General features: G+C 68.7%; 28 protein-coding genes and 1 tRNA gene. 3 read left to right on the top strand and 26 right to left on the bottom strand.

Annotated features, from left to right (window positions below; genetic code table 11):
• Positions 1-2: 2 nt before the first annotated feature.
• The 22 genes from rplN to ACFQS7_RS02155 form a co-directional block, all read right to left on the bottom strand.
• Positions 3-371 carry a 50S ribosomal protein L14 gene (gene rplN / locus ACFQS7_RS02260; protein WP_380065387.1) on the bottom strand — a complete coding sequence of 123 codons (369 nt, stop codon included), beginning with the start codon at positions 369-371 and terminating at the stop codon, positions 3-5.
• Positions 368-643: a 30S ribosomal protein S17 gene (rpsQ, locus tag ACFQS7_RS02255; RefSeq protein WP_380065386.1), complete on the bottom strand. Its 276-nt coding sequence runs from the start codon at positions 641-643 to the stop codon at positions 368-370. The genes rplN and rpsQ overlap by 4 nt, the downstream gene beginning before the upstream one ends.
• A 17-nt stretch (positions 644-660) precedes the next feature.
• Positions 661-876, bottom strand: coding sequence for a 50S ribosomal protein L29 (gene rpmC, locus ACFQS7_RS02250; RefSeq protein WP_380065385.1), 216 nt, complete (start codon positions 874-876; stop codon positions 661-663).
• A 4-nt stretch (positions 877-880) separates the two neighbouring features.
• Positions 881-1,300: a 50S ribosomal protein L16 gene (rplP, locus tag ACFQS7_RS02245; protein ID WP_380065384.1), complete on the bottom strand. Its 420-nt coding sequence runs from the start codon at positions 1,298-1,300 to the stop codon at positions 881-883.
• A gap of 13 nt (positions 1,301-1,313) precedes the next feature.
• Complete coding sequence (rpsC, locus tag ACFQS7_RS02240) at positions 1,314-1,991, bottom strand: 30S ribosomal protein S3 (protein WP_380065383.1); 678 nt, start codon at positions 1,989-1,991, stop codon at positions 1,314-1,316.
• Position 1,992: 1 nt separating this feature from the next.
• Positions 1,993-2,394 (bottom strand): 50S ribosomal protein L22, encoded by a 402-nt coding sequence (gene rplV, locus ACFQS7_RS02235; protein WP_380065382.1) that lies wholly within the window; start codon positions 2,392-2,394, stop codon positions 1,993-1,995.
• 4 nt (positions 2,395-2,398) lie between these two features.
• Positions 2,399-2,677, bottom strand: a complete 279-nt coding sequence (rpsS, locus tag ACFQS7_RS02230) for a 30S ribosomal protein S19 (RefSeq protein WP_380065381.1) — start codon at positions 2,675-2,677, stop codon at positions 2,399-2,401.
• A 5-nt stretch (positions 2,678-2,682) separates the two neighbouring features.
• Positions 2,683-3,519, bottom strand: a complete 837-nt coding sequence (gene rplB / locus ACFQS7_RS02225) for a 50S ribosomal protein L2 (RefSeq protein WP_380065380.1) — start codon at positions 3,517-3,519, stop codon at positions 2,683-2,685.
• A 4-nt stretch (positions 3,520-3,523) separates the two neighbouring features.
• Entirely contained in the window at positions 3,524-3,805 is a 282-nt protein-coding gene (locus ACFQS7_RS02220) for a 50S ribosomal protein L23 (RefSeq protein ID WP_380066186.1), read from the bottom strand.
• Positions 3,806-3,843: 38 nt separating this feature from the next.
• The gene (gene rplD, locus ACFQS7_RS02215) at positions 3,844-4,464 is read right to left on the bottom strand and encodes a 50S ribosomal protein L4 (protein WP_380065379.1); all 621 of its coding nucleotides are present in this window, start codon (positions 4,462-4,464) and stop codon (positions 3,844-3,846) included.
• An 11-nt stretch (positions 4,465-4,475) separates the two neighbouring features.
• Positions 4,476-5,162, bottom strand: a complete 687-nt coding sequence (gene rplC, locus ACFQS7_RS02210; protein WP_380065378.1) for a 50S ribosomal protein L3 — start codon at positions 5,160-5,162, stop codon at positions 4,476-4,478.
• A 22-nt stretch (positions 5,163-5,184) separates the two neighbouring features.
• Positions 5,185-5,493, bottom strand: a complete 309-nt coding sequence (gene rpsJ / locus ACFQS7_RS02205; RefSeq protein WP_007004401.1) for a 30S ribosomal protein S10 — start codon at positions 5,491-5,493, stop codon at positions 5,185-5,187.
• A 30-nt stretch (positions 5,494-5,523) separates the two neighbouring features.
• Positions 5,524-6,744: an elongation factor Tu gene (gene tuf, locus ACFQS7_RS02200; RefSeq protein ID WP_380065363.1), complete on the bottom strand. Its 1,221-nt coding sequence runs from the start codon at positions 6,742-6,744 to the stop codon at positions 5,524-5,526.
• 21 nt (positions 6,745-6,765) lie between these two features.
• Entirely contained in the window at positions 6,766-7,242 is a 477-nt protein-coding gene (rpsG, locus tag ACFQS7_RS02195; RefSeq protein WP_380065377.1) for a 30S ribosomal protein S7, read from the bottom strand.
• Between the two features lie 12 nt (positions 7,243-7,254).
• Positions 7,255-7,626 carry a 30S ribosomal protein S12 gene (gene rpsL / locus ACFQS7_RS02190; RefSeq protein WP_111472698.1) on the bottom strand — a complete coding sequence of 124 codons (372 nt, stop codon included), beginning with the start codon at positions 7,624-7,626 and terminating at the stop codon, positions 7,255-7,257.
• 313 nt (positions 7,627-7,939) lie between these two features.
• The gene (gene rpoC / locus ACFQS7_RS02185) at positions 7,940-12,181 is read right to left on the bottom strand and encodes a DNA-directed RNA polymerase subunit beta' (protein ID WP_380065376.1); all 4,242 of its coding nucleotides are present in this window, start codon (positions 12,179-12,181) and stop codon (positions 7,940-7,942) included.
• A 96-nt stretch (positions 12,182-12,277) separates the two neighbouring features.
• Complete coding sequence (rpoB, locus tag ACFQS7_RS02180) at positions 12,278-16,459, bottom strand: DNA-directed RNA polymerase subunit beta (protein WP_380065375.1); 4,182 nt, start codon at positions 16,457-16,459, stop codon at positions 12,278-12,280.
• A gap of 240 nt (positions 16,460-16,699) precedes the next feature.
• Positions 16,700-17,080 carry a 50S ribosomal protein L7/L12 gene (gene rplL, locus ACFQS7_RS02175; RefSeq protein ID WP_380065374.1) on the bottom strand — a complete coding sequence of 127 codons (381 nt, stop codon included), beginning with the start codon at positions 17,078-17,080 and terminating at the stop codon, positions 16,700-16,702.
• Positions 17,081-17,183: 103 nt separating this feature from the next.
• Entirely contained in the window at positions 17,184-17,708 is a 525-nt protein-coding gene (gene rplJ, locus ACFQS7_RS02170) for a 50S ribosomal protein L10 (protein WP_380065373.1), read from the bottom strand.
• A 333-nt stretch (positions 17,709-18,041) separates the two neighbouring features.
• Positions 18,042-18,740: a 50S ribosomal protein L1 gene (rplA, locus tag ACFQS7_RS02165; RefSeq protein ID WP_380065372.1), complete on the bottom strand. Its 699-nt coding sequence runs from the start codon at positions 18,738-18,740 to the stop codon at positions 18,042-18,044.
• Between the two features lie 3 nt (positions 18,741-18,743).
• Positions 18,744-19,178 carry a 50S ribosomal protein L11 gene (gene rplK, locus ACFQS7_RS02160; protein WP_380065371.1) on the bottom strand — a complete coding sequence of 145 codons (435 nt, stop codon included), beginning with the start codon at positions 19,176-19,178 and terminating at the stop codon, positions 18,744-18,746.
• 157 nt (positions 19,179-19,335) lie between these two features.
• On the bottom strand, positions 19,336-20,370 hold the full coding sequence (locus ACFQS7_RS02155; RefSeq protein WP_380065370.1) for a calcium-binding protein: 1,035 nt from the start codon (positions 20,368-20,370) through the stop codon (positions 19,336-19,338).
• 175 nt (positions 20,371-20,545) lie between these two features.
• On the opposite strand from ACFQS7_RS02155, the gene ACFQS7_RS02150 reads away from it, so the two are divergent.
• From ACFQS7_RS02150 to ACFQS7_RS02140, 3 genes are read left to right on the top strand one after another with little or no spacing between them, the layout of a single operon-like run.
• On the top strand, positions 20,546-22,552 hold the full coding sequence (locus ACFQS7_RS02150) for an FUSC family protein (RefSeq protein ID WP_380065369.1): 2,007 nt from the start codon (positions 20,546-20,548) through the stop codon (positions 22,550-22,552).
• On the top strand, positions 22,549-22,758 hold the full coding sequence (locus ACFQS7_RS02145; protein ID WP_380065368.1) for a DUF1656 domain-containing protein: 210 nt from the start codon (positions 22,549-22,551) through the stop codon (positions 22,756-22,758). The genes ACFQS7_RS02150 and ACFQS7_RS02145 overlap by 4 nt, the downstream gene beginning before the upstream one ends.
• The gene (locus ACFQS7_RS02140; RefSeq protein WP_380065367.1) at positions 22,755-23,663 is read left to right on the top strand and encodes an efflux RND transporter periplasmic adaptor subunit; all 909 of its coding nucleotides are present in this window, start codon (positions 22,755-22,757) and stop codon (positions 23,661-23,663) included. The genes ACFQS7_RS02145 and ACFQS7_RS02140 overlap by 4 nt, the downstream gene beginning before the upstream one ends.
• A gap of 63 nt (positions 23,664-23,726) precedes the next feature.
• Here the strand turns inward: ACFQS7_RS02140 and ACFQS7_RS02135 are convergent, their stop codons facing one another.
• The 4 genes from ACFQS7_RS02135 to ACFQS7_RS02120 all read right to left on the bottom strand — a co-directional run bounded on the left by ACFQS7_RS02135 (position 23,727) and on the right by ACFQS7_RS02120 (position 25,751).
• Entirely contained in the window at positions 23,727-24,722 is a 996-nt protein-coding gene (locus ACFQS7_RS02135; protein ID WP_380065366.1) for a Bug family tripartite tricarboxylate transporter substrate binding protein, read from the bottom strand.
• Positions 24,723-24,816: 94 nt separating this feature from the next.
• Complete coding sequence (nusG, locus tag ACFQS7_RS02130; protein ID WP_380065365.1) at positions 24,817-25,350, bottom strand: transcription termination/antitermination protein NusG; 534 nt, start codon at positions 25,348-25,350, stop codon at positions 24,817-24,819.
• A 14-nt stretch (positions 25,351-25,364) separates the two neighbouring features.
• Positions 25,365-25,559, bottom strand: a complete 195-nt coding sequence (gene secE, locus ACFQS7_RS02125; protein WP_380065364.1) for a preprotein translocase subunit SecE — start codon at positions 25,557-25,559, stop codon at positions 25,365-25,367.
• A 115-nt stretch (positions 25,560-25,674) separates the two neighbouring features.
• Positions 25,675-25,751: transfer RNA gene (locus ACFQS7_RS02120), tRNA-Trp, on the bottom strand.
• Positions 25,752-25,758: the final 7 nt, after the last annotated feature.

Here is a 25,758-nt window from a genome sequence, read left to right as displayed (position 1 = left end):
CCTTACAGGACCTCCGGCGCCAGCGAGATGATCTTCATGTACTTCTTCGCCCGCAGCTCGCGCACCACCGGGCCGAAGATGCGCGTGCCGATCGGCTCGCCCGCCTTGTTGATCAGCACCGCGGCATTGCTGTCGAAGCGGATCGCGGTGCCGTCGGCGCGCCGCACCGGATAGGCGGTGCGGACGATGACGGCGCGATGCACTTCGCCCTTCTTGACCTTGGCGCGCGGGATCGCCTCCTTGATGGAGACCACGATCACGTCGCCGACCGAGGCCGACTTCCGCTTCGAGCCGCCCAGCACCTTGATGCACTGGACGCGGCGCGCGCCGGAATTGTCGGCCACTTCAAGGTTGGCTTCGACCGCGATCATGCCGCGGCCCCTTCAGCCTGGACGGCCACGAGCGGACCGCCATTGCGCTGCACGACCTGCCAAGCCTTGCGCTTGGAGATCGGCGGGCATTCCTCGATCTGCACCAGGTCGCCTTCCTTGCAGAGGTTGGCTTCGTCGTGCGCGGCGTACTTCTTCGAACGCCGGATGAACTTCTTGTAGAGCGGATGCATCACGCGACGTTCGACAAGGACGGTGACCGTCTTGTCCATCTTGTCGCTGACCACCCGGCCCGTGAGGACGCGTTTCGGCATAGCCGCCGGTCTCCCCTTTAAGGCTTGGGTTGAGAAGCTGCCGAGCGCTTGCGCTCGTGCAGGACGAATTTGATGCGCGCGATGTCGCGCCGCACCACCTTGACGCGGCCGGTCGCCTCGAGCTGGCCGGTCGCGCGCTGGAAGCGCAGGTTGAACTGCTCCTTGCGCAGGTCGAGGAGCTGAGTCTGCAGCTCATCGGCCGTCTTGGCGCGGATGTCAACGATCTTGGTCATGGCCTCAGGCCTCCGCGCCCAGGCGCTGCACGATCTTGGTCCTGATCGGCAGCTTGGCGGCGCCGAGCGTCAGCGCCTCCTTGGCGGTGTCGAGCGACACGCCATCGATCTCGAACATGATCCGGCCCGGCCTGACCCGCGCCACCCAGAATTCGGGTGCGCCCTTGCCGGAGCCCATGCGGACCTCGGCCGGCTTCGACGAGACGGGGACGTCCGGGAAGATCCGGATCCAGACCCGGCCCTGACGCTTCATGGCACGGGTGATCGCGCGGCGGGCCGCCTCGATCTGCCGGGCGGTCACCCGCTCCGGCTCCAGGGCCTTCAGGCCGAAGCCGCCGAAGGACAGGCTGAATCCGGCCCGGGCGATGCCCTTGATGCGGCCCTTGTGGGCCTTCCGGAAAGTCGTGCGCTTGGGTTGCAGCATCTCACATCATCCCTCAGCGCTGCGGCGCCTGCTCGGCGGCGCGCCGGTCCTGCGCCATCGGGTCGTGTGCCAGGATCTCGCCCTTGAAGATCCAGACTTTCACGCCGCAGGTGCCGTAGGTGGTCTTCGCGGTCGCCACGCCATAATCGATGTCCGCGCGCAGCGTATGCAGCGGCACGCGACCTTCGCGGTACCATTCCATCCGGGCGATCTCGGCACCGCCGAGGCGGCCGCCGCAGTTGATCCGGATGCCACCCGCGCCGAGACGCATGGCCGACTGCACGGCGCGCTTCATGGCGCGGCGGAAGGCGACCCGGCGCTCGAGCTGCTGGGCGATGTTCTCGGCCACCAGCGTCGCGTCGATCTCCGGCTTGCGGATCTCGACGATGTTCAGCGAGACCTCGGCGCCGGCGAGCTTCGCCATGTCCTTGCGCAGGTTCTCGATGTCGGCGCCCTTCTTGCCGATGACGACACCGGGCCGCGCGGCGTGGATCGTGACGCGCGGCTTCTTCGCCGGGCGCTCGATCACCACGCGGCTGACACCGGCGCCCTTGAGGCGGGTGCGCAGCGTCTCGCGCAGCTTCAGGTCCTCATGCAGCAGCCGGGAATAGTCGGCATCGGCGAACCAGCGGCTGTCCCAGGTCCGGTTGATGCCGAGCCGGAAGCCGATCGGATTGACTTTGTGACCCATGTTACGCGGCCTCCTGCTGGGCCGGAGCGACCGCCGGCTGTTCGGCCACGATGATCTTCAGGTGGCTGAACCACTTCTCGACGCGCGAGGAGCGGCCACGGCCGCGAGCGTGGAAGCGCTTCATGACCTGGGACCGGCCGACCTCGACGCGGGAGACGACCAGCTGATCGACGTCCAGCTGGTGGTTGTTCTCCGCGTTGGCGATCGCGCTTTCCAGCGTCTTCTTCACGGTCTGCGCGATGCGGCGCTTGCTGAAGGTCAGCGTGGCCACGGCATCGCCGACCTTGCGGCCGCGGATCAGGCCCGCGGCCAGGTTCAGCTTGCGCGGGCTGACACGAATGTTCTTCGTGACGGCCTGCGCCTCGGTCTCCGGGAGACCGCGTTCATGCTTCGGCTTGCTCATCGGATCAGCCCCGCTTCGCCTTCTTGTCGGACGAGTGCCCGGTGAAGGTGCGCGTCGGCGAGAATTCGCCGAACTTGTGGCCGACCATGTTCTCCGAGACCTGCACCGGGATGAACTTCTTCCCGTTGTAGACCCCGAAGGTCAGGCCGACGAACTGCGGCAGGATCGTGCTGCGACGCGACCAGATCTTGATGATCTCGTTGCGCGTCGAAGCCCGGGAGGCCTCCGCCTTGGCAAGCAGGTAGCCGTCGACAAACGGCCCCTTCCATACGCTGCGCGGCATCGCGATCAGCCCTTCGTCGCGTGGCGGCGACGGACAATGAGACCGTCCGTCCGCTTGTTGTTGCGCGTCTTCGCACCCTTTGTCGGCTTGCCCCAGGGCGTGACCGGATGACGGCCGCCCGAGGTCCGGCCTTCACCACCGCCGTGCGGATGGTCGACCGGGTTCATCACCACGCCGCGCTGATGCGGCCTGCGGCCCAGCCAGCGGGAACGCCCGGCCTTGCCGAGCTGCTGGTTGGAGTTGTCCGGGTTGGACACCGCGCCGATCGTTGCCATGCACTCGGCGCGGACCGTGCGGACCTCCCCCGAAGATAGCTTGACCTGGGCATAGCCGGCATCCTTGCCGACCAGCTGCACATAGGTGCCAGCCGAGCGGGCGATCTTGCCACCGGCGCCGGGCTTCATCTCCACGTTGTGGATGATGGTCCCGACCGGGATGGCAGCCAGTGGCATGCAGTTGCCCGGCTTGATGTCGGCCTTCTCGGCAGCCACCACCTGGTCGCCGGCCTTCAGCCGCTGCGGCGCGATGATGTAGGCCAGCTCGCCGTCCTGGTACTTCAGGAGCGCGATCCAGGAGGTGCGGTTGGGGTCGTATTCCAGCCGCTCGACCACCGCGGCGACGCCCAGCTTGGCGCGCCGGGTGAAGTCGACGATGCGGTAGGTCTGCTTGTGTCCGCCGCCACGGAACCGGACCGTGGTGCGGCCGTGGTTGTTGCGGCCGCCGGAATGCGACTTGCCCTCGGTCAACTGCTTGACCGGCTTGCCCTTCCACAGCTCGTCGCGCTTGACGAGAATGGTGCCGCGGGCACTCGGGGTGACCGGGTTGAAACTTTTCAGAGCCATGGCGTCACGCGAGTCCCGTCGTGAGGTCGATGCTCTGGCCTTCGGCCAGCTTCACCATCGCCTTTTTCCAGTCCGAGCGCTGGCCGGGGCGGCCCTTGAAGCGCTTGGTCTTGCCCTTCACCACCAGGGTGTTGACGGCCAGCACCTTGACCCCGAACAGCGCCTCGACCGATGCCTTGATCTCCGGCTTGGTGGCCTCGATCGACACGCGGAAGACGAACTGGTTCTGCTCGGACAAGGCGGTCGCCTTCTCCGTCACCAGCGGGGACAGGATGGTCTGGAACATCTTCTCCTTCGAGAGGACGGGCCGGGTTGCCGCGGCGCTCATGCCAGGCGCTCCTTCAGGGCCTCGACGCCGGCGCGGGTGACCGCGAGGACGTCGTGCTTCAGGATGTCATAGACATTGGCGCCCATGGTCGGCAGCACCTGCATGTGCGGCAGGTTGCGGACGATGCGGCCGAAGCCCTCGTCGACCGTCGCGTCGACCACCAGCGCGCTCTTCCAGCCGAGCAGCTTGAGCTGCTTGGCCAGGACGCTGGTCTTCGCCACGTCGCCCGCCGCGGCCGCGTCGAGCACGATCAGCTTGCCCTCGGCCTGCTTCTGGCTGAGTGCGCAGATCAGGCCGAGCCGGCGAACCTTCTTGTTCAGGGAGTAGCCATGGTCGCGCACGACCGGGCCGTGGACGACGCCGCCCTTGCGGAACTGCGGCGCGCGCAGCGAACCCTGGCGGGCATTACCCGTGCCCTTCTGGCGGTAGGGCTTTTTGGTGGTGCCGGAGACCTCACCCATGCCCTTGACCTTGTGCGTGCCGGCACGGCGCTTCGCCAGCTGCCACTGCACGACGCGCGCCATGATGTCGGGACGGGGAGAGACGCCGAACAGCGCCTCCGGCAGCTCGATATCGCCTGCCGAGCCGTTATCCAGTGTAATGACCGGAACCTGCATCGTATCTATCCTCAGGCCAGAGCCGCGGGGAACGGCGCATCGGCATGGCGCGCGCGCTTGACCGCGTCGCGCACCAGCACGTACGTGCCCTTCGAGCCCGGGACGGCCCCCTTGATCAGCAGCAGGCCCTTCTCCAGGTCGTGACCCGCCACCACCAGGTTCTGGGTGGTGATGCGCTCGGACCCGAGATGCCCCGCCATCTTCTTGTTCTTGAAGGTCTTGCCCGGATCCTGGCGGTTGCCGGTGGAGCCGTGGCTGCGGTGGCTGACCGAGACGCCGTGCGACGCCTCGAGGCCCGCGAAGTTCCACCGCTTCATCGCGCCGGCAAAACCCTTGCCCTTGCTGATACCGGTGACATCGACCTTCTGGCCCGCGACGAAATGCGCCCCGCTGAGCTTCGCGCCCAGGTCGACCGCCGCATCGGCGCCCACCCGGAACTCGACGAGCTTCAGCGGCGCCTCGACGCCGGCCTTGGCAAAGTGGCCGCGGTTCGCGCGGGTCACGTTCTTCGGCTTGGCCCGGCCGATGCCGATCTGGAGGGCGTCGTAGCCATCCTTCTCGGCCTCGCGGCGGGCGATAACACGCACCTCATCCAAATGTAGGACAGTCACGGGAACCGTGCTGCCGTCATCATTGAATAGCCGGGTCATGCCCAGCTTCCTGGCGATCAGGCCGGTGCGGCCGGTCTTGGCGGCCATGGGTACTAACTCCTCCTGCCGCTCAGAGCTTGATCTCGACGTCCACGCCCGCGGCGAGGTCGAGCTTCATCAGCGCGTCCACGGTCTGCGGGGTGGGGTCGACGATGTCCAGCAGACGGCGATGCGTGCGGATCTCGAACTGCTCACGGCTTTTCTTGTCGACGTGCGGCGAGCGGTTCACGGTGAAACGCTCGATCTCGGTCGGCAGCGGGATAGGCCCGCGCACCCGTGCGCCGGTCCGCTTCGCGGTGTTGACGATCTCCCGCGTGCTGCCATCGAGCACGCGGTGATCGAACGCCTTGAGGCGGATGCGAATATTCTGGCTGTCCATGGGAGACGGACCCAACCTTGCGCTTGTCGTTTACTTCTTCGCGGCCGGGGCGGCTGCGACGCTGTCGGCGGAGATCGAGGCGACGACGCCGGCGCCGACGGTCCGGCCACCCTCGCGGATGGCGAAGCGCAGGCCCTGGTCCATGGCGATCGGCGCGATCAGCGACACGTCCATCGTCACGTTGTCGCCCGGCATCACCATCTCGACGCCTTCCGGCAGCTTGACGATGCCGGTCACGTCCGTGGTCCGGAAGTAGAACTGCGGCCGGTAGTTGGTGAAGAACGGCGTGTGCCGGCCGCCTTCTTCCTTCGTCAGGATGTAGCTCTCGGCCTTGAAGTTCATGTGCGGCTTGATCGAGCCCGGCTTGGCCAGCACCTGGCCGCGCTCGACGTCCTCGCGCTTGATGCCGCGCAGCAGCACGCCGACGTTGTCGCCCGCCTGGCCCTGGTCCAGCAGCTTGCGGAACATCTCGACGCCGGTGACCACCGACTTCACGGTGTCCTTCAGGCCGATGATCTCGACTTCCTCGCCCACCTTGACGATGCCGGTCTCGACCCGCCCGGTCACCACGGTGCCGCGGCCGGAGATCGAGAACACGTCCTCGATCGGCATCAGGAAGGGGCGGTCCAGCGGCCGCTCCGGCTGCGGGATGTAGGCATCCACCGCCGCCATCAGCTCGAGCACCGCCTTCTCGCCCAGCGCCACGTCGCCGTCGTCCAGCGCCACCTTGGCCGAGCCCTTGACGATCGGGATGTCGTCGCCCGGGAAGCCGTAGGAGGTGAGCAGCTCGCGCAGCTCCATCTCCACCAGCTCGACCAGCTCGGGGTCGGCCAGGTCCATCTTGTTGAGGAACACCACCAGCGCGGGGACGCCCACCTGGCGCGCCAGCAGGATGTGCTCGCGCGTCTGCGGCATCGGCCCGTCGGCCGCCGAGACCACCAGGATCGCGCCATCCATCTGCGCCGCGCCCGTGATCATGTTCTTCACGTAGTCGGCGTGGCCCGGGCAGTCCACGTGCGCGTAGTGCCGGTTCAGCGTCTCGTACTCGACATGCGCGGTCGAGATCGTGATGCCGCGCGCCTTCTCCTCCGGCGCCTTGTCGATCTGGTCGTATGCCGTGAACGTCGCGCCGCCGGTCTTCGCCAGGATCTTGGTGATCGCCGCCGTCAGCGACGTCTTGCCATGGTCAACGTGACCAATCGTCCCGATGTTGCAGTGCGGCTTCGTCCGCTCGAATTTCGCCTTCGCCATCGTCGTCGTCCTTCGATCCGGTTACCAGCGGTAATGGCTGAAGGCTTTGTTGGCCTCCGCCATCCGGTGCGTGTCTTCGCGCTTCTTGACTGCCGTGCCGCGGTTGTTCGCCGCGTCCATCAGCTCGCCCGAAAGGCGTTCTTCCATCGTGTTCTCGCCGCGCTTGCGCGACGCTTCGATCAGCCAGCGGATCGCCAGCGCTTGGCGGCGCTCGGGGCGAACCTCGACCGGCACCTGGTAGGTCGCGCCACCGACGCGGCGGCTGCGGACCTCGACGGCCGGCTTCACGTTGTCCATGGCTTCATGGAACAGGCGCAGCGGGTCGCCCTGCGGGCCGACACGCCGCTTGAGCGTGTCCATGGCGGCATAGACGATCCGCTCGGCGGTGCTCTTCTTGCCGTCGTACATCAGCACGTTCATGAACCGGCTGAGCACCAGATCGCCGAACTTGGGGTCCGGCAGGACTTCGCGCTTGGTCGCGCTATGGCGGCGAGACATCCGGGCCCCTCCTTACTTCGGCCGCTTCGCGCCATACAGCGACCGGCGCTGACGACGCTTGGCGATGCCCTGGGTGTCGAGCACGCCACGGAGGATGTGGTAGCGCACGCCGGGAAGGTCCTTGACGCGACCGCCCCGGATCAGCACCACCGAGTGCTCCTGCAGGTTGTGCCCCTCGCCGGGGATGTAGCTCACCACTTCGTAGCCATTCGTCAGGCGCACCTTGGCGACCTTACGGAGGGCCGAATTCGGCTTCTTCGGCGTCGTTGTGTAGACGCGCGTACAGACACCGCGCTTCTGCGGGCAGGCCTGCAGCGCAGGCACCTTGTTCCGCTTCGCGTTCGGCTCGCGCCCCTGGGCGATGAGCTGGTTGATCGTCGGCATGACGCCCCTTCGAATCCCGTCCGTCCGTCCCGCGGCCGCGTAAAAGCCAACATGCCCGCAGGATGAGCCTCTCGCTCCCCTGCAGGCGCCCTGACCTGCCCCCGACCTGATGCAACCCCAACGAGGGGCCGCGGTGCCGAACGCGCAGCGTTGTGGACCAATCCCGGCATTCCAAGCGCCGATGCGCCTGGCCGTGCCAAGGGACGGCTAACTACAAGCCACCCCGCCCTGAGTCAAGCGATCCGCCGCTTGGTTAAGAAAAAGGCCGGGCTCCTTGCGGAACCCGGCCCGATTTCTTGTCCCGGCGGCGGAACTACTCCGCCGCCTGCTGCCCTGCCGGCTCCGGCAAGGCCGGCGAATTCGGCAGTCGCGTGCGGTCCCGCTGCGCCGCCAGCGCCTTCAGCCGGTTCATCACCGAGCCCGTGCCGGCCGGGATCAGCCGGCCGACGATGACGTTCTCCTTCAGGCCCGCCAGCACGTCCACCTTGCCCGCGGTGGCCGCTTCCGTCAGCACCCGCGTCGTCTCCTGGAAGGAGGCGGCGCTGATGAAGCTGGTGGTCTGCAGGGACGCCTTGGTGATGCCCTGCAGCACCGGCTCGGCCCGGGCGGGCCGCTCCTTCACCGCGAGGCGCTTGTCGTTCTCGGCCTCGAATTCCAGCCGGTCGACCTGCTCGCCGATCAGGAAGGTGGTGTCCCCGGCATCGAGGATCTCCACCTTCTGCAGCATCTGCCGAACGATGACCTCGATATGCTTGTCGTTGATCTTCACGCCCTGCAGCCGGTAGACGTCCTGGATTTCATTCACCAGGTAGTTCGCCAGCGCCTCGACCCCCAGCACGCGCAGGATGTCGTGCGGCACGCGGGGGCCGTCGACCAGCGGATCGCCCGCCTTGACGTAGTCGCCCTCCTGCACCGAGACGTGCTTGCCCTTCGGCACCAGGTATTCGCGCGGCACAGGTGGCTCGTCGCCGACCTGGTCGGGGACGACCAGGATGCGGCGCTTCGCCTTGTAGTCCTTGCCGAACTCGACGCGGCCGTCGATGTCCGAGATGATCGCATGGTCCTTCGGGCGCCGCGCCTCGAACAGCTCCGCCACCCGCGGCAGGCCGCCGGTGATGTCGCGGGTCTTCGACGATTCGCGCGGCAGCCGGGCCAGGATGTCGCCCGCCTTGACCACGCCGGCATTCTCGACGTTCAGCACCGAGGCCGGCTGCAGGAAGTACTGCTGCACCTGGCCGTCCTCGGACCGCAGCAGCAGCCGCGGCCGGAGGTTGGCGTTGCGCGCCTTGTCGACCGGCTCGCGCACCACCTTGGACGACAGGCCGGTGACGATGTCGGTCTCCTCATAGAGGGTGACACCCTCGATCAGGTCGGCGAATTCCAGCGTGCCGGCCCGTTCGGTGATGATCGGCAGGGTGAAGGGGTCCCACTCCGCCAGCTTCAGGCCGCGGGTGACCGCGGCCCCTTCGTCGGTCAGCAGCCGGGCGCCGTAGGGGACGCGGTAGCGCGCCCGCTCGCGGCCCTGCGCGTCGCTCAGGATGATCTCGCAGTTGCGGCTCATCACGATCGGCGCGCCGGAGCTGTTGGCGACGATGTTTCGGTTGGCGATCTTCACCGTGCCGTCCGAGGTGGCTTCCACCGCCGACTGCTCCGCCCCGCGCTGCGCCGCACCGCCGATATGGAAGGTGCGCATGGTCAGCTGGGTGCCGGGCTCGCCGATCGACTGCGCGGCGATGACGCCGACCGCCTCACCGACGTTCACCGGCGTGCCGCGCGCCAGGTCGCGGCCGTAGCAATGGCCGCAGACGCCCGAGCCCGCATCGCAGGTCAGGACGGAGCGGATATACATCTCCTCGACGCCCGCGGTCTCGATCCGCTCGGCGTCCGGCTCCTCGATCAGCGTATTGCGGGCCAGCAGCAGCTCGCCGCTGATCGGGTCGAACACGTCGCGCTGCGAGGTGCGGCCGAGGATCCGTTCGGACAGCGAGGAGATGACCTCGCCGCCATCCATCACCGCACGCACGGTGATGCCGCGCTCGGTGCCGCAATCCGGCACCACGATGATGCAGTCCTGCGCCACGTCGACCAGGCGGCGGGTCAGGTAGCCGGAGTTCGCCGTCTTCAGCGCCGTGTCGGCCAGGCCCTTGCGGGCGCCGTGGGTGGAGTTGAAGTACTCCAGCACGGTCAGGCCTTCCTTGAAGCAGTTGATGATCGGCTGCTCGATGATCTCGCCCGACGGCTTGGCCATCAGGCCGCGCATGCCGGCCAGCTGACGCATCTGCGCCGGCGAGCCGCGCGCGCCGGAATGCGACATCATCCAGACCGAGTTGGTCGGCTTGCCCGCCTCCTGCTTCGAGATCTCCTTCATCATCGCCTGCGCCACTTCCTCGGTGCAACGCGACCAGGCGTCGACGACCTTGTTGTAGCGCTCGCCGGCGGTGATCAAGCCGTCGAGGTACTGCTGCTCGAACTCCTTCACCTCGGCCTTGGTCTTGGCGATCATCTCCGGCTTGCTGTCGGGGATGACCATGTCGTCCTTGCCGAAGGAGATGCCGGCCTTGGCGGCCTGGCGGAAGCCGAGCCCCATCAGCCGGTCGGCGAAGATCACGCTCTCCTTCTGGCCGCAATGCCGGTAGACCGTGTCGATCACGTCGGAGATCGACTTCTTGGTCAGCTGGCGGTTGACCAGGCTGTAGGGCGTGCGCGGATCGACCGGCAGCAGGGCGCCCATCATCAGGCGGCCCGCGGTGGTCATCACCGTCGTCATGGTCTTGTCGCCCGGCTCGGTCGGCGCCGGGACCCGGGCATGGATCGCGGTGTGCAGGCTGATGGCGCCGGCGGCCAGCGCCTGCTCCACCTCACCCAAGCCGCGATAGACGTGCGGGCGGAAGTTCAGCGCCTCCGCCTCGGCCGGGGTCATCCCCTTGCCCTGCTTGGCGTCGGCGCTGGCGATCAGCCCGCGCACCTCATCGGTCCGGGCACCGGCGGCGCGGTATTCCGGCGTCTCCAGGCTGAGGTAGTAGAGCCCGAGCACGATGTCCTGGCTCGGCACGATGATCGGCTTGCCGTTGGCCGGGCTGAGGATGTTGTTGGTCGACATCATCAGCACGCGGGCTTCGAGCTGCGCCTCCAGCGACAGCGGCACGTGCACCGCCATCTGGTCGCCGTCGAAGTCGGCGTTGAAGGCGGTGCAGACCAGCGGATGCAGCTGGATCGCCTTGCCCTCGACCAGCACCGGCTCGAAGGCCTGGATGCCCAGGCGGTGCAGCGTCGGCGCCCGGTTCAGCATGACCGGGTGCTCGCGGATCACCTCCTCCAGGATGTCCCAAACCTCAGGACGCTCCTTCTCCACCATCCGCTTGGCGGCCTTGATGGTGGTGGCGTGGCCGTACTTCTCGAGCTTCGAGTAGATGAAGGGCTTGAACAGCTCGAGCGCCATCTTCTTCGGCAGGCCGCACTGGTGCAGCTTGAGCTCCGGCCCCACCACGATGACCGAGCGGCCCGAATAGTCGACGCGCTTGCCGAGCAGGTTCTGCCGGAAGCGCCCCTGCTTGCCCTTCAGCATGTCGGACAGCGACTTCAGCGGGCGCTTGTTGGCCCCCGTGATGGCGCGGCCGCGGCGGCCGTTGTCGAACAGCGCGTCCACCGCTTCCTGCAGCATGCGCTTCTCGTTGCGGACGATGATGTCCGGAGCGCGCAGCTCGATCAGCCGCTTCAGCCGGTTGTTCCGGTTGATGACGCGGCGATACAGGTCGTTCAGGTCGGAGGTCGCGAAACGGCCGCCGTCCAGCGGCACCAGCGGGCGCAGCTCGGGCGGGATCACCGGGATGACGCCCAGGATCATCCAATCGGGGCGCGCGCCGGATTCCGCGAAGGCCTCGATCAGCTTCAGCCGCTTGACCAGCTTCTTGCGCTTGGCCTCGGAGGTCGTCTCCTTCAGCTCGACGCGCAGCCGGGTCGCCTCCTTGTTGGAGTCGATGCCGGTCAGCATCTGCTTCACCGCCTCGGCGCCGATGCCGACGGTGAAGGCGTCCTCGCCGAACTCGTCCATCTTGGTCTGGTACTGGTCCTCGGTCAGAAGCTGGTGCAGCTTCAGGTCGGTCAGGCCAGGCTCAAGGACTACATAGCTTTCGAAGTAGAGGACCTTCTCCAGCTCCTTCAGCGACATGTCGACCATCAGGCCGACGCGCGAAGGCAGCGACTTCATGAACCATATATGCGCGACGGGGCTGGCCAGCTCGATATGGCCCATGCGCTCGCGCCGGACCTTGGCCAGCGTGACTTCCACGCCGCACTTCTCGCAGATGATGCCGCGGAACTTCATCCGCTTGTACTTGCCGCAGAGGCACTCGTAGTCCTTGATCGGGCCGAAGATGCGGGCGCAGAACAGCCCGTCCCGCTCCGGTTTGAAGGTGCGGTAGTTGATCGTCTCGGGCTTCTTGATCTCGCCGTAGCTCCAGGAGCGGATCTGCTCCGGGCTGGCAATGGAGATCTTGATCTGGTCGAAGGTCATGGCCTGGCCGGTCTGGCCCAGGATCTTCATCAGCTCGTTCATGCGGCCTTCCTCGTGGTCCAGCCTGCCGCCCGCGAAAGGGGGCGGCCGCGCATCCGATAGGGGCTGCCCCGGCGCTCACGCGCCGGGGCGTCGCGGTCAGTTGCCGCGGGTCTCGAGATCGACGTTGAGGCCGAGCGACTTCAGCTCCTTCACCAGGACGTTGAAGCTCTCGGGGATGCCGGCCTCGAAGTTGTCCTGGTCGCGGACGATGGCTTCGTAGACCTTGGTGCGGCCGGAGACGTCGTCCGACTTCACCGTCAACATCTCCTGCAGCGTGTAGGCTGCGCCATAGGCTTCCAGCGCCCAGACCTCCATCTCGCCGAAGCGCTGGCCACCGAACTGCGCCTTGCCGCCCAGCGGCTGCTGGGTGACGAGCGAGTAGGGGCCGATCGAGCGGGCGTGGATCTTGTCGTCCACCAGGTGGTGCAGCTTCAGCATGTAGATGATGCCGACGGTCACCTTGCGCTCGAAGATCTCACCGGTGCGGCCATCGGTCAGCCAGACCTGGCCGGAGGTGTCGAGCCCCGCCCGGGTCAGCATGCCCTCGATATCCGCCATCCGGGCGCCGTCGAAGACCGGCGTCGCGATGGGGATACCCTTCTTCAGGTTCTCCGCCAGCTCGATCAGCTGGTCGTCGTCCATCGGCGCGATGTCCCGCTGGAAGATCTCCTCGCCATAGGTGGTGCGGAGATGCTCCAGCAGCTCGTCGCGCATGGCGCCGCTGCGGCGGTATTCCTCGACGAGTTCGCCGACCTGGCGGCCGAGCGTCGCGCAGGCCCAGCCGAGATGGGTCTCGAGGATCTGCCCGACATTCATCCGCGACGGCACGCCGAGCGGGTTCAGCACGATGTCGACCGAGGTGCCGTTGTCGAGGAACGGCATGTCCTCCACCGGCACGACGCGGCTGACCACGCCCTTGTTGCCGTGGCGGCCGGCCATCTTGTCGCCCGGCTGCAGCTTCCGCTTCACCGCGACGAAGACCTTGACCATCTTCATCACGCCGGGCGGCAGCTCGTCGCCGCGCTGCAGCTTCTCGACCTTGCTCTCGAAGCGCTTCTGCAGGCGCTCGATGGCACCGTCGAACTCGCGCTTCAGCGCCTCGATCTCGACCATCGCGGCGTCGTCCTGCACGCCGATCTGGCGCCAGGTGGCCTTGGCGAATTCATCCAGCACCGCATCGGTGATGACGGTGCCGGACTTCACGCCGCGGAAGCCACCCGAGGCCTTGCGGTTCAGCAGCCGCTCGCGCAGCCGGCTGTGGAAGGACCGCTCCTGGATCGCCTTCTCGTCGTCGCGGTCCTTGGCGAGCCGCTCGATCTCGGCCCGCTCGATCGCCATGGCGCGCTCGTCCTTGTCGACGCCGCGGCGGCTGAAGACGCGGACATCGACGATGGTCCCCGCCACGCCGGGCGGCAGCTTCAGCGAGGTGTCGCGGACGTCGGAGGCCTTCTCGCCGAAGATGGCGCGGAGCAGCTTCTCCTCCGGCGTCATCGGCGATTCACCCTTCGGCGTCACCTTGCCGACGAGGATGTCGCCCGGCTGCACCTCGGCGCCGATATAAACGATGCCGGCCTCGTCGAGGTTGCGCAGCGCCTCCTCGCCCACGTTCGGGATGTCGCGGGTGATCTCCTCCTGGCCCAGCTTGGTGTCGCGGGCCATGACCTCGAACTCCTCGATATGGATCGAGGTGAAGACGTCGTCGCGCGCGATCCGCTCGGAGATCAGGATGGAGTCTTCGAAGTTGTAGCCGTTCCAGGGCATGAACGCGACGAGCACGTTCCGCCCCAGCGCCAGCTCGCCGAGTTCCGTCGACGGGCCATCGGCGATGATCTCGCCGGTGCGGACGCCGTCGCCCACCTTCACCAGCGGGCGCTGGTTGATGCAGGTGGACTGGTTGGAGCGCTGGAACTTGCGAAGACGGTAGATGTCGACGCCGCGCGTGGTGCCGTCGTCGCCGGTCGCCCGCACCACGATGCGCGCGCCGTCAATGCTGTCCACCACGCCATCGCGCTTGGCGACGATGGTCGCGCCCGAATCCCGGGCGACCGCCGCTTCCATGCCGGTACCGACCAGCGGCGCATCGGCGCGCACCAGCGGCACCGCCTGGCGCTGCATGTTGGAACCCATCAGCGCCCGGTTGGCGTCGTCGTTCTCAAGGAACGGGATCAAGGCTGCCGCCACCGACACAAGCTGCTTCGGCGAGACGTCGATCGCGGTGACCTCCTCCGGCTTCACCAGCCGGAAGTCGCCGCTTTGGCGGACCGAGACGAGCTCGGACAGGAACTCGCCGGTCGTGGCATCGACCTCGGCATCGGCCTGCGCGACCACGAGCCGCTCCTCCTCCATGGCGGAGAGGTAGCGCGGCTCGCCGACGATCTTGCCGTCCCGCACCAGCCGGTAGGGCGTCTCGATGAAGCCGTACTTGTTCACCTTGGCGAAGGTGGCGAGCGAGTTGATGAGGCCGATGTTTGGCCCTTCCGGCGTCTCGATCGGGCAGATGCGGCCGTAATGCGTCGGGTGCACGTCGCGCACCTCGAAGCCGGCGCGCTCGCGGGTCAGGCCTCCCGGGCCAAGCGCCGAGAGGCGGCGCTTGTGCGTCACCTCGGACAGCGGGTTGGTCTGGTCCATGAACTGCGACAGCTGACTGGAGCCGAAGAACTCCCGCACCGCGGCCGCCGCCGGCTTGGCGTTGATCAGGTCGTGCGGCATGACGGTGTCGATATCGACCGACCCCATGCGCTCCTTGATCGCACGCTCCATGCGCAGCAGGCCGACGCGGTACTGGTTCTCCATCAGCTCGCCGACCGAACGCACCCGGCGGTTGCCGAGGTTGTCGATGTCGTCGATCTGGCCGCGGCCGTCCTTGAGCTCGAGCAGGACGCGCACGGTGGCGATGATGTCCTGCTTGCGTAGCGTGCGGATGGTGTCCGGCACCTCCTCGGCGGCGAAGCCGAGGCGCATGTTCATCTTCACCCGGCCGACCGAGGACAGGTCGTAGCGCTCGCCGTCGAAGAACAGGCCGCGGAACAGCGTCTCCGCGGTCTCCGGCGTCGGCGGCTCGCCCGGGCGCATGACCCGGTAGATGTCCATCAGCGCTTCGTCGCGGTTGGTGTTCTTGTCGACCGTCAGGGTATTGCGGATCCACGGCCCGACCGACTGGTCGATCGCCAGGGTCGGCAGCTTCTCGAGGCCCGCATTCTCGATCGTGGCGAGCTTGGGCTCGGTCAGCTCCTCGCCGGCCTCGGCCCAGATCTCGCCGGTGTTGAGGTCCACCAGGTCTTCGGCGACGAAACGGCCGAGCAGGTCGGCGCGGCCGACCAGCACCTCGGTGGTGCCGCCCTCGGCGATCTTGCGGGCCGAACGCGGGGTGAGCTTGGCATCCTTCTCGGCCACCACCTCGCCGGTGCGGGCGTCGATCAGCGGCTCCTGCAGCTTGATGCCGCGGAAGGCGTCCGGATCGAAGGGACGCGACCAGCCCTTGGCGCCCCGGGTGAAGGCGACCTGGCCATAGAACTCGTTGAGGATCTCCTCGGCATCCATGCCGCGGATCTCGTTCGGCTCGAGCGCGGTGGCGCCCTTCTCGATCCGCTTAGCCTCGGTGCTGGCGCTGTCGAGCGCGAGCAGCAGGGTGCTGGCCGGCAGCTTGCGCTTGCGGTCGATGCGGACGTAGCAGATGTCCTTGGCATCGAACTCGAAGTCGAGCCAGGAGCCGCGATAGGGGATGACGCGCGCGGCAAAGAGGTACTTGCCGCTGCTGTGGGTCTTGCCCTTGTCGTGGTCAAAGAAGACGCCCGGGGACCGGTGCATCTGGGAGACGATGACGCGCTCGGTGCCGTTGATGATGAAGGTGCCGTTGTCCGTCATCAGGGGCATGTCGCCCATGTAGACGTCCTGCTCCTTGATGTCGCGGACCGAGCGGCTGCCGGTGTCCTCGTCCACGTCCCAGACAATCAGCCGCAGCCGCACCTTCAGCGGCGCCGCGAAGGTCAGCCCGCGCTGGATGCATTCCTCGACGTCGTATTTCGGCTCTTCCAGCTCGTACTGGACGAATTCCAGCCGGCCGCGCCCCGCGAAGTCGTCGATCGGGAAGACGGACTTGAAGACTTCCTGCAGGCCGGCATGCAGCCGCCCATCGGGGTTCACCTCCATCTGCAGGAAGGCTTCGTAGGACGCCCTCTGCACATCGATGAGGTTCGGCATCGGCGCCACCTCGGGCAGCCGCCCAAAGCTCTTGCGGATGCGCTTGCGCCCGGTGAACGACTTCGTGATAGCGTTCATGCCTGTCCCGTATCCCTTCCGCCCGTCGCAGCGCCAAACCGGCCGCGCTGCCCGGCGCTTACCAAATTCCTGTCCGTCCGATGTCCCGCACCCCCGTCTCCCACGCACGTGGCGGGGGCTGCGAAGCGCAGAAACGGAAGCGCGGACGGCAACCCGATGGGTTCCCGTCCGTACCTCCGCAGTCTGGACCCCAAGGCCGGCGACGAACTGCCGGCCCCGGGGGATAGCCTGAAGGCGACCTTACTTGACTTCGACGGACGCCCCGTTCTCTTCCAGCACCTTCTTGATCTTCGCCGCTTCGTCCTTGGAGGCGCTCTCCTTGACGACCTTCGGCGCACCCTCGACCAGATCCTTGGCTTCCTTCAGCCCGAGACCGGTGATGGTGCGGATCTCCTTGATGACGTTGATCTTCTTGTCGCCAGCCGCGGTCAGCGTGACGGTGAATTCCGTCTGCTCCTCGGCCGGCGCGGCAGCCGCGCCACCGCCAGCCGGCGCCGCCGCAACCGCGACCGGAGCCGCGGCGGAGACGCCCCACTTCTCTTCCAGCATCTTGGAGAGCTCGGCGGCTTCCATGACGGTCAGGCTGGAGAGCTCTTCGACGAGCTTTGCGAGTTCGGCCATGTCTGTGTACCTTCTGATCTAATGGCTTGGCTTGATGTTTGCAACACCCAGGCGCACGCTCAGCATCTCGAAGCGATCCGCCTGGGTTACATACTCGGTCCGGTTAGGCGGCCTCAGCCTCGTCCTTCTTCGCGAAGGCACTGAACACCCGCGCCAGCTGCGACCCAGGGGCCTGCAGCACGCCCGCGATGCGCGTCGCCGGGGTCTGGATCAGACCCAGGAGCTGCGCCCGCAGGGCGTCGAGCGAGGGCAGCTCGGACAGCGCCTTCACCCCATCGGGGGTGAGGTACTGGACGCCGAGCGCCCCGCCCAGGATCACGAACTTGTCGTTCCCCTTGGCGAACTCCACGGCCGTCTTCGCCACCGCCACCGGGTCCCGTGCCCACGCAAGCGCGGTCGGTCCCTTCAGCAGCGGCGAGATGGCCTGGAAGCGGGTGCCGTCGAGGGCGAGGGTGGCCAGCCGGTTCTTCGCGACCTTGTACGTCGCACCAGCATCGCGCATGCGGCGGCGCAGATTGCTCACCTCGGCGACCGTCAGACCCTTGTTCTGGGCGACGAGCACGAAGGAAGTATCGGCGAACACCGTGGCGAGGTGGGCGATGAACTCGCGCTTTTCCGTGCGGTCCAAATCCCGTCTCCAACGATGACCGGCGCCTTATGGAGGGGCACCGGCCGGTTCACACGCAGGCCCACCGCGGCTGCGGCGGGCCCTGGTTCGCCTGTCTGAGCCGGACCACCAAGCCATGCATGCCAGCGGAGCCGGAGCCCCGCGCGGCACGAATTCCTCGGCACCCCGTCTACCGCTGGCGGAGCAAGCTCCATCAAAGCCCCTCAAGGGAGAACCCCGGGGGCTACGCGCGGTCTCGGACAGGTTCGGGGAGGGACTAGCCCTCCCCTGCCCGCCCACCTTGCGGCGGGCGAATCTCTCGCGGCGCACCGGCCCGGAGGCCGGCGAGCCGGCTCAGGCGGCGGCGAGGCTCGCCACGTCCACCTTCACGCCGGGACCCATCGAGGAGCTCACGGCCACCTTCTTCACGTAGGTGCCCTTGGCGCCGGTCGGCTTGGCGCGCTGGATCGCCTCGATGAAGGCGCGCGCGTTCTCCAGCAGCTGGGCTTCCTCGAAGGAGGCCTTGCCGATGCCGGCATGCACGATGCCGGCCTTCTCGGCGCGGAACTCCACCTGGCCGGCCTTGGCCGCGGTCACCGCGCCGCGGACGTCCATGGTGACGGTGCCGAGGCGCGGGTTCGGCATCAGCCCGCGCGGGCCGAGGATCTTACCGAGCCGCCCCACCAGGCCCATCATGTCCGGCGTGGCGATGCAGCGGTCGAACTCGATCTTGCCTTCCTGCACCGCGGCGGCCAGCTCATCCGCGCCGACCACGTCGGCACCGGCGGCCAGCGCCTCCTCGGCCTTGGCGCCGCGGGCGAAGACGCCCACGCGCACCGTCTTGCCGGTGCCGTTCGGCAGGCCGACCACGCCACGGACCATCTGGTCGGCATGGCGCGGGTCGATGCCGAGGTTCATCGAGATCTCGATCGTCTCGTCGAACTTGGCCTTGGCATTGGCCTTGGCCAGGCCGATGGCCTGGACCAGCGGCACCACCGCGTCGCGGTCGAAGCCGGCGTAGATCGCCTTGAGGCGCTTGCCCTGCTTGGCCATGGTTCAGCCCTCCACCACGGTGAGGCCCATCGCGCGGGCGGATCCTGCAAGCATGCGCACGGCGGCGTCCACGTCGTTGGCGTTCATGTCCTTCATCTTCACCGCGGCGATCTCGCGCAGCTGGGTCTTGGTCACCCGGCCGACATTGGCGCCCTTGCCCGGCGTCGTGCTGCCCTTCTCGATCTTCGCCGCCTTGAGCAGGAAGTAGGTGTTGGGCGGCGTCTTGGTGATGAAGGAGAAGGTACGGTCGGAGAAGGCCGTGATCACCACCGGGGTCGGGGTGCCGGGCTCCATCTGCTGCGTCGCCGCGTTGAATTCCTTGACGAACTGCATGATGTTCAGGCCGCGCTGGCCCAGCGCCGGGCCGACCGGCGGCGAGGGGTTCGCCTTGCCGGCCGGAATCTGCAACTTGATGTAGCCGGTGATCTTCTTCGCCATAATACGTCCCTGGGGCCAGGGAGCCGCGGTGCCTGCGGCGCCGGCCCCCATGCCCCGGACGGGCAAAGGACCGGGCGCCTCCCGCGTCCCGTTCAAGTGAGCGGGCGCCTATGGACGCCGCTCCCCCTGGAGTCAAGTGGAAACCGGCGGCGCCGGGTCAGCCGAAGGCCCAGCCGCCCGGCTGGGTCCAGGCCTGGGCATAGGCGTCGAAGCCGGCATCCGGCGCCCCGCCGGCCTGGGCCCCGTGCACCGCGCCGTCCACCGCGATGGCGTCGCCCAGCACCAGGATCTCCCCCACCGCCCGCGCCGCCCCGCCGCCGAGGATGGGATCATTGCCCTCGCCGCCGAACAGCCAGACCCAGTTCTCGCCGCTGGCGACGGTGTCGCCGCGGCCGGCGCCGAACGGCGGGTCGTCGCCGATGCCGTCCTCAAGACTGTCGTCGCCCGCTTCGCCATCGGCATAATCGTTGCCGGCCTCGCCCAGGATGGTGTCGGCGCCGACGCCGCCAGGGATGCTGTCGTCGCCCGCCCCGGCCTGCTCGACGGCGGCGGCCCCGGTGCGGTTGAGGACGCCTCGGCCCGCGCTGCCCTCTCCGTCGGCGGTGTTCAGCAGCAGGTGGTTCAGCCAAGTCGCCACCTCGCCGATCGAGGCATTGGCCTTGCCGTCCTCGTTCAGGAAGTGGTCGTCCTGCACCGCGAAGCCGATGCGGTACAGCCCGTCTGCCAGGGTATCGACCAGGTTGAAGCCCAGATAGCTGCTGGTGCCGCCGTCGTCCTTGATCAGGTGGTAGCCGGTCTCGACTCCCGTCCTCGTCTCGCCGGGCAGCGCGGTGGACAGCGCCGGCCGCCCGGCATCGCTGCGGATCCAGCCGTTCAGCGCCGCCACGTCCGCCACGCCGATTCGGCCGTCGTCCAACAGACGCAGCGCGGCGATGCCCTCCGCGATCGACCGGTTCAACCCGTCCGCGGCCTGCAGGCCGGCGGCGATCTGCGCCGCGGGGATATTGGCCGCGAGGCCCGCATCGGTGGCCAGCGTGTCGACGATCCAGTCGAGCGACGTGCCGGTGGTCGACAGGGCGATGCCGGGGGTGGTGGTCGCGGTCGGCGCGGGTCGGTGACGACGGGCATCCTCGGGCTGCGGTGTCTCGCGGACTGTGCGAAATCGCGGGCCAAGACGGGCGACAGTCGCCACCTACACAAGTTCTTGGTGTTGTTTTACACTGTATTTCTACTTTTAACTGATAATGCAGCCTTGCGCGACCGCAAGGGTCAATAAAAACCCACCCACCACCCCGAACCGCAATGCATCCTTCCGGCGCCGCCGGCGTCAACGCCCCGACCGCCCAGGGCGGCGGAGGCCCTGGCGCGTGCTTGCGACCCTTCCCGGCTGGCGGGACTGGCTATTCTCGGCGCGGTCCTTCGCGGCGGCGATGCTGGCACTCTGGCTCGCGCTCTGGCTCGACCTGCCACGGCCCTATTGGGCGGTCGGCACGGTCTATATCGTCATCCAGCCGCTTTCGGGGGCGCTGCGGGCCAAGGCGCTGGCGCGCTTCCTCGGCACCCTGGCGGGCGGCGCCTTCGCCGTCGCCGCGGTGCCGGCCCTGGTCGATGCGCCGCCGCTGCTGGCGCTGGTGCTGGCCTTGTGGGTCGCCGGCTGCACCATGGGCTCGCTCTACGACCCGACGCCGCGCAGCTACGCTTTCCGGCTCGCCGGCTTCACCGCCGCGCTGATCGCCTTCCCCGGCGTCGATGCCCCCGGCGCGATCTTCGCCACCGCCCTGGCCCGGGTGGAGGAGATCGGCCTCGGCATTCTCTGCGCCACCCTGGTCGACCAGGTCTTCCCCCGCCCCGCCACGCCCATCCTGCTGGCCCGGCTGGAGGCCTGGATCGGCGGCATGGCCCGGTTCGGCGCCGCGGCCCTGTCGGGCCGGATGGAGGAGACCGGCTTCATCGCCGAGCGCCGGCGGGTCGCCCGCGACGGCGCAGCCCTCGACGCGCTGTTCGAGGAGACCCGCTACGAGACGGCGCAGCACCCTGCCGGCCTCGCCTGGGTGCGCGCACTGCGGGCCCGGGCGCGCTCGGTGCCGGCGATGATCACGGCGGTGGCCGACCGCGCCCGGGCACTGCAGCAGGACGCGCCGGCGGCGCAGGCGGCGCTCGCCCCGCTGCTGCGGGAGACCGCGGCCTGGATGACCGCGACCGCCGATCCGGCGCGCCGTGCCGCGGCCTGGGCGGCGGCGCCGGCCCTGCTCGGCCGGCTGCGGGTGGCCGAGCGCGCCGAGGCCGGCGAGACCTGGCCGGGCCTGCTGCGCGAGGGCCTGCTGGCCCGGCTGCATGAGCTGGTCGAGACTTGGTCGCTGGCCTTGGCGCTCGAACCCGGCGCCGCGACGCTGGGCGCCACGCCGCGCGCGGCGGCGGCGCCGGTGACCAGCATCCACACCGACCCGCTGCTGGTCGGGCTGACCGGGCTGGCCGCGGTGCTGGCGATCCTCGCTTGCAACCTGGCCTGGGTGGCGACCGGCTGGCCGGAGGGCGGCACGGCAACGATGATGGCCGCCGTCGCCACCGCGATGTTCGCCCAGCTCGACGACCCGGCGCCGGCGATCGCCCGGTTCATCGGCTGGACCCTCTTCGCCGTGGTCGCGGCGGCTGTCTACCTGTTCGCGGTGCTGCCGTCGATCGACGGCTTCCCGCTGCTCGCCTTCGCCCTGGCCGTCCTCTACCTGCCCTTCGGCGCGCTGCATGCGCAGCCGGCCCGGCTCGGCATGGCCTTGCCGGTGCTGGTCAATACCGTCGCGCTGATCTCCCTCCAGACGGTCTACGAGGCCGAATTCGCGGCCTATGTGAACGGCGCGCTGGCGCTGCTGGCGGGCTTCGCCGCCGGCCTGGTCAGCACTCGGCTGGTGCGGGCCTTCGGCATCGACTGGCGGCTGCGCCGGCTGGTCGCCGCCGACCGCCGCGACCTGGCGCGGCTGACCGAGGGCCGCCGGGCCGATCTCCGCCGCAGCGTCGCCGCCATGCTGGACCGCTTCGAATTTCTTGCCGGCCGGATCGGCTCGGCCGATGCCGCGACGCTCGACCTGACCGAGCTGGCCGAATTGCGCGCCGCGGTGAACGTGGTCCGGCTGCGCGAGGCGGCGCCGCAGCTGGCGCCGGCGGCGCGCGCGGCGGTGGCGGCGGCGCTGGCCGCGGTCGCCGCCCGGGCGCGGGGCCAAGCGATGCCGGATGCGGTGCTGGGCCGGCTGGATGCGGCGCTGGGCGCCACCATGCCGGGGCGGGACACAGCGACGCGCGGCGCGGCACTGGCATTGTCCGGCCTGCGCCGCGCCCTGTTCCCCGCCGCGCCGCCGCCGCGGCTGGAGCAGGCGGCGTGATCGGCGAGTTCGACCTGCAGGGCATCTTCGTCCCCGCCCTGCTGGCCTGGGCGGCGCTGGCGCTGCTGGCCAATGCGCTGGCACGGCGGCTGCTGCAGCGGTTCGGCCTCTATCGGCTGATCTGGCACCGGCCGCTCTTCGACCTCGCGCTCCTCGTCATCCTGCTCGGCGCCATCGCGGCGCTGGCCAACCGGATCCTGGCATGACCTTCCCGCAGGCCGGCCGCGTCGCCGTCACCCTCGCCGCCGTGCTGCTCGCCGGCTTCGCCGGCTGGCAGCTCTGGCGAACCTACATGGAGGAGCCCTGGACCCGCGACGGCCGCATCCGGGCCGAGGTGGTGGGGATCGCCCCCGACGTCTCCGGCCTGGTGCAGGCGGTGCCGGTGCGGGACAACCAGGCGGTCCGCCGCGGCGAGGTGCTGTTCCGCATCGACCCCGACCGCTTCGCCCTGGCGCTGCAGCAGGCCGAGGCGGTGCTCAGCAGCCGGCATGCCTCGCTGCTGCAGGCGCAGCGCGAGCAGCAGCGCTACGGCCGGCTCGACCAGAGCGCGGTCTCGGTCCAGCGGCAGGAACAGGCGGTGACCGACGCGCAGGTGGCCGAGGCGGCCTGGCGCCAAGCGGTGGTGGAGCGCGACATCGCCCGGCTGAACCTGGAACGCTCCGAGGTGCGGGCGCCGGTGAACGGCTTCGTCACCAACCTGGAGCTCCGCCCGGGCGACTACCTCGCAGCCGGCCGGGCGGCCCTCGCTTTGGTCGATTCCGACAGCTTCCACGTCGCTGGCTATTTCGAGGAGACCAAGCTGCCGCGCATCCGCCCCGGCGATCGCGCCACCATCCGGGTGATGGGCGAGGCCGGGATCATTGAGGGCCATGTCGAGGGCATCGCCGCCGGGATCACCGACCGCGAGCGGGTCGCCGGCGACAACCTGCTGGCCAACGTCAACCCGACCTTCAGCTGGGTGCGGCTGGCGCAGCGGGTGCCGGTGCGGATCGCCATCGACCGGGTGCCCGAGGGGCTGCGGCTGCTGTCCGGGCGGACCGCGACGGTGACGGTGCTGCCCGCGGCGCGCGACAGCGGCCTGCGTACGAAAGCGGACGCGGCGCCGCTGTAGCGCCTTGTCTTCGGGGCAGGTTCACGCGCCCAGGCGTTCGCGCCCGCCCGCGGTCGGCTCTGGCTAGCCCGGCTTCGGTCCCGCAGGGGGCAGCGTCCGGCCGATCAGGTGGCGCATGCGGGGGATCTCCTCCTCCAGCGCCCGGGCCAGGCCGGCACCATCGACCCGGTCCCAGCGGATGGTGCCGGTATTGTCGAACAGCGCCACCACGTCCGGCTCCCGCAGCGCGTCGCGGAAGGTCCCGGCGAGCCGCGCCACCACCGCGGCCGGCGTGCGCGCCGGGACATAGACGCCGGACCAGCCGAGCAGGTCGGCACCCGGCAGCCCGGCCTCGGCCAGGGTCGGTATCTCGGGGGCGATCGCCAAACGTTCCCCGGCATTCACCGCCAGCGCGCGCAGCCGGCCGTCCCGGACGAAGGGCAGGCTGCTCAGGGGATAGTCGAAGCAGAGGTCGACCCGTTCGGCCGCGAGGTCGTTCAACACCTGACCGAATTGGTTGTAAGGAATGTGGGTCAGGTCCAGCTTCGCCGTTTCGGCAAACAGGGCCGCGGCGGCGTGCTGGCCGGAGCCGATGCTGGCGGCATAGGTGACCTTGCCGGGATTCGCGCGGGCATAGCCGATCAGCTCGCCGATGCTCCGCCACGGCCGCCCCATGCCGCTGACGGCGACGTTGGCCGAGGCACCGATGCCCTGCACCGGCAGGAAATCCCGCTGCGCATCGTAGCGCAGGTTGGGGATCAGCAACGGGGCGATGGCGAAGGTGGCGAAATTGCCGAAGAACAGGGTATGGCCGTCCGGCGCCGCGCGGGCGGCGACTTCGGCCGCCGCGGTGCCGCCGGCACCCAGCCGGTTGTCGACCACGACGCTTTGGCCAAGGGGCGCGGCCAGCTTGGTGGCGATCAGCCGGGCGGCGATGTCGAGCACGCTGCCGGGTCCGCCGGGAACCACCCAGGTGATGGTTCGGGTGGGAAACCCTTCCGCCGCGGCCGGGGCCGGCCAGGCCGCCCGCGCTGCCAGGGCCGTCGCGGCGCCGAGCGCCGCCCTTCGCGTCTGATCCATCCGGCGTTCCGCCCTTGCCGTTTCCTCGCCCGGCAAGGGTAGCGTCCGGGCCGGCAGCTGCAACCGCAGACTGCAGCGCCGCCGCCGGATGCCCTCAGACCTTCTCGACCTGGGTGTATTCCAGCTCGACCGGCGTGGAGCGGCCGAAGATCGAGACGCTGACCTTGACCCGGCCGCGCTCCTCGTCGACTTCCTCGACCGTGCCCATGAAGCTGGTGAAGGGGCCGTCGGCGACGCGGACCTGCTCGCCGATCTCGAAGACCACGGCGGGCTTGCGCGGCTTGTCCACGCCTTCCTTCACCTGGTTGACGATGCGCTGCGCCTCGGACTCGGTGATCGGGCTCGGCTTGTTCTTGTTGCCGAGGAAGCCGGTGACCTTGGGCGTGTCCTTCACCAGGTGCCAGGCCTCGTCCGACATCTCCATCTTCACCAGCACGTAGCCGGGGAAGAATTTGCGTTCGGAATTGACCTTCTGGCCGCGCCGCACCTCGGTCACCTCCTCGGAGGGGACCAGGATCTCGTCGAACTGCTCACCCAGGCCCTTCTGGGCGGCCTGTTCCTTGATCTGCTGGGCGATCTTCTTCTCGAAACCCGAGTAGACGTGCACCACGTACCAGCGCTTGGCCATCGATTCGTTCCCCCTCACCCCAACCCGAACAGGCCGCGCATCCCGAACGCGATCACTTGGTCGACGACCAGGAAGAACACGGCCGCGAGCGCCGACATCGCCAGCACGAGGCCGGTGGTGATCAGGGTTTCCTTGCGGCTCGGCCAGGTGACCTTCGCCACCTCCGTCCGCACGTCCCGGACATACTGCGCGGGATCCAGTCTGGCCAACGCGTCGAACCCTTCCAGGCTGCGGTGAACGCTTCGCGGGCGGTCGCCCGTCCCGGAAGCCTGGGAAAGGCGCCACCCACCGAGAGACTAGTGGCCCCGGGACGACCCGGGGAAGTGGCAGGGGCGGAGGGTCTCGAACCCCCAACCTCCGGTTTTGGAGACCGGCGCTCTAGCCAATTGAGCTACGCCCCTTCACACC

The organism is Dankookia sp. GCM10030260 (assembly GCF_042666655.1).
Classification (GTDB): domain Bacteria; phylum Pseudomonadota; class Alphaproteobacteria; order Acetobacterales; family Acetobacteraceae; genus Paracraurococcus.
The sequence above is the reverse complement of the archived record's forward strand: the minus strand, read 5'-3'. Positions and strand labels throughout refer to the sequence as shown.

Coding starts and splice junctions, on each gene's coding strand:
- ACFQS7_RS02135 (WP_380065366.1), bottom strand. CDS start 24,722: ATGGATCAGACGCGAAGGGCGGCGCTCGGCGCCGCGACGGCCCTGGCA.
- rplP (WP_380065384.1), bottom strand. CDS start 1,300: ATGCTGCAACCCAAGCGCACGACTTTCCGGAAGGCCCACAAGGGCCGC.
- ACFQS7_RS02140 (WP_380065367.1), top strand. CDS start 22,755: ATGACCTTCCCGCAGGCCGGCCGCGTCGCCGTCACCCTCGCCGCCGTG.
- ACFQS7_RS02220 (WP_380066186.1), bottom strand. CDS start 3,805: ATGTTCCAGACCATCCTGTCCCCGCTGGTGACGGAGAAGGCGACCGCC.
- rplK (WP_380065371.1), bottom strand. CDS start 19,178: ATGGCGAAGAAGATCACCGGCTACATCAAGTTGCAGATTCCGGCCGGC.
- rpmC (WP_380065385.1), bottom strand. CDS start 876: ATGACCAAGATCGTTGACATCCGCGCCAAGACGGCCGATGAGCTGCAG.
- rplC (WP_380065378.1), bottom strand. CDS start 5,162: ATGGCCGCCAAGACCGGCCGCACCGGCCTGATCGCCAGGAAGCTGGGC.
- rpoB (WP_380065375.1), bottom strand. CDS start 16,459: ATGAACGCTATCACGAAGTCGTTCACCGGGCGCAAGCGCATCCGCAAG.
- rplA (WP_380065372.1), bottom strand. CDS start 18,740: ATGGCCAAGCAGGGCAAGCGCCTCAAGGCGATCTACGCCGGCTTCGAC.
- nusG (WP_380065365.1), bottom strand. CDS start 25,350: ATGGCCAAGCGCTGGTACGTGGTGCACGTCTACTCGGGTTTCGAGAAG.
- rpsC (WP_380065383.1), bottom strand. CDS start 1,991: ATGGGTCACAAAGTCAATCCGATCGGCTTCCGGCTCGGCATCAACCGG.
- rplB (WP_380065380.1), bottom strand. CDS start 3,519: ATGGCTCTGAAAAGTTTCAACCCGGTCACCCCGAGTGCCCGCGGCACC.
- rpsQ (WP_380065386.1), bottom strand. CDS start 643: ATGCCGAAACGCGTCCTCACGGGCCGGGTGGTCAGCGACAAGATGGAC.
- rpsS (WP_380065381.1), bottom strand. CDS start 2,677: ATGCCGCGCAGCGTATGGAAGGGGCCGTTTGTCGACGGCTACCTGCTT.
- rplD (WP_380065379.1), bottom strand. CDS start 4,464: ATGCAGGTTCCGGTCATTACACTGGATAACGGCTCGGCAGGCGATATC.
- rpoC (WP_380065376.1), bottom strand. CDS start 12,181: ATGAACGAGCTGATGAAGATCCTGGGCCAGACCGGCCAGGCCATGACC.
- rpsL (WP_111472698.1), bottom strand. CDS start 7,626: ATGCCGACGATCAACCAGCTCATCGCCCAGGGGCGCGAGCCGAACGCG.
- rpsJ (WP_007004401.1), bottom strand. CDS start 5,493: ATGGACAGCCAGAATATTCGCATCCGCCTCAAGGCGTTCGATCACCGC.
- tuf (WP_380065363.1), bottom strand. CDS start 6,744: ATGGCGAAGGCGAAATTCGAGCGGACGAAGCCGCACTGCAACATCGGG.
- rplL (WP_380065374.1), bottom strand. CDS start 17,080: ATGGCCGAACTCGCAAAGCTCGTCGAAGAGCTCTCCAGCCTGACCGTC.
- rpsG (WP_380065377.1), bottom strand. CDS start 7,242: ATGTCTCGCCGCCATAGCGCGACCAAGCGCGAAGTCCTGCCGGACCCC.
- rplN (WP_380065387.1), bottom strand. CDS start 371: ATGATCGCGGTCGAAGCCAACCTTGAAGTGGCCGACAATTCCGGCGCG.
- rplV (WP_380065382.1), bottom strand. CDS start 2,394: ATGAGCAAGCCGAAGCATGAACGCGGTCTCCCGGAGACCGAGGCGCAG.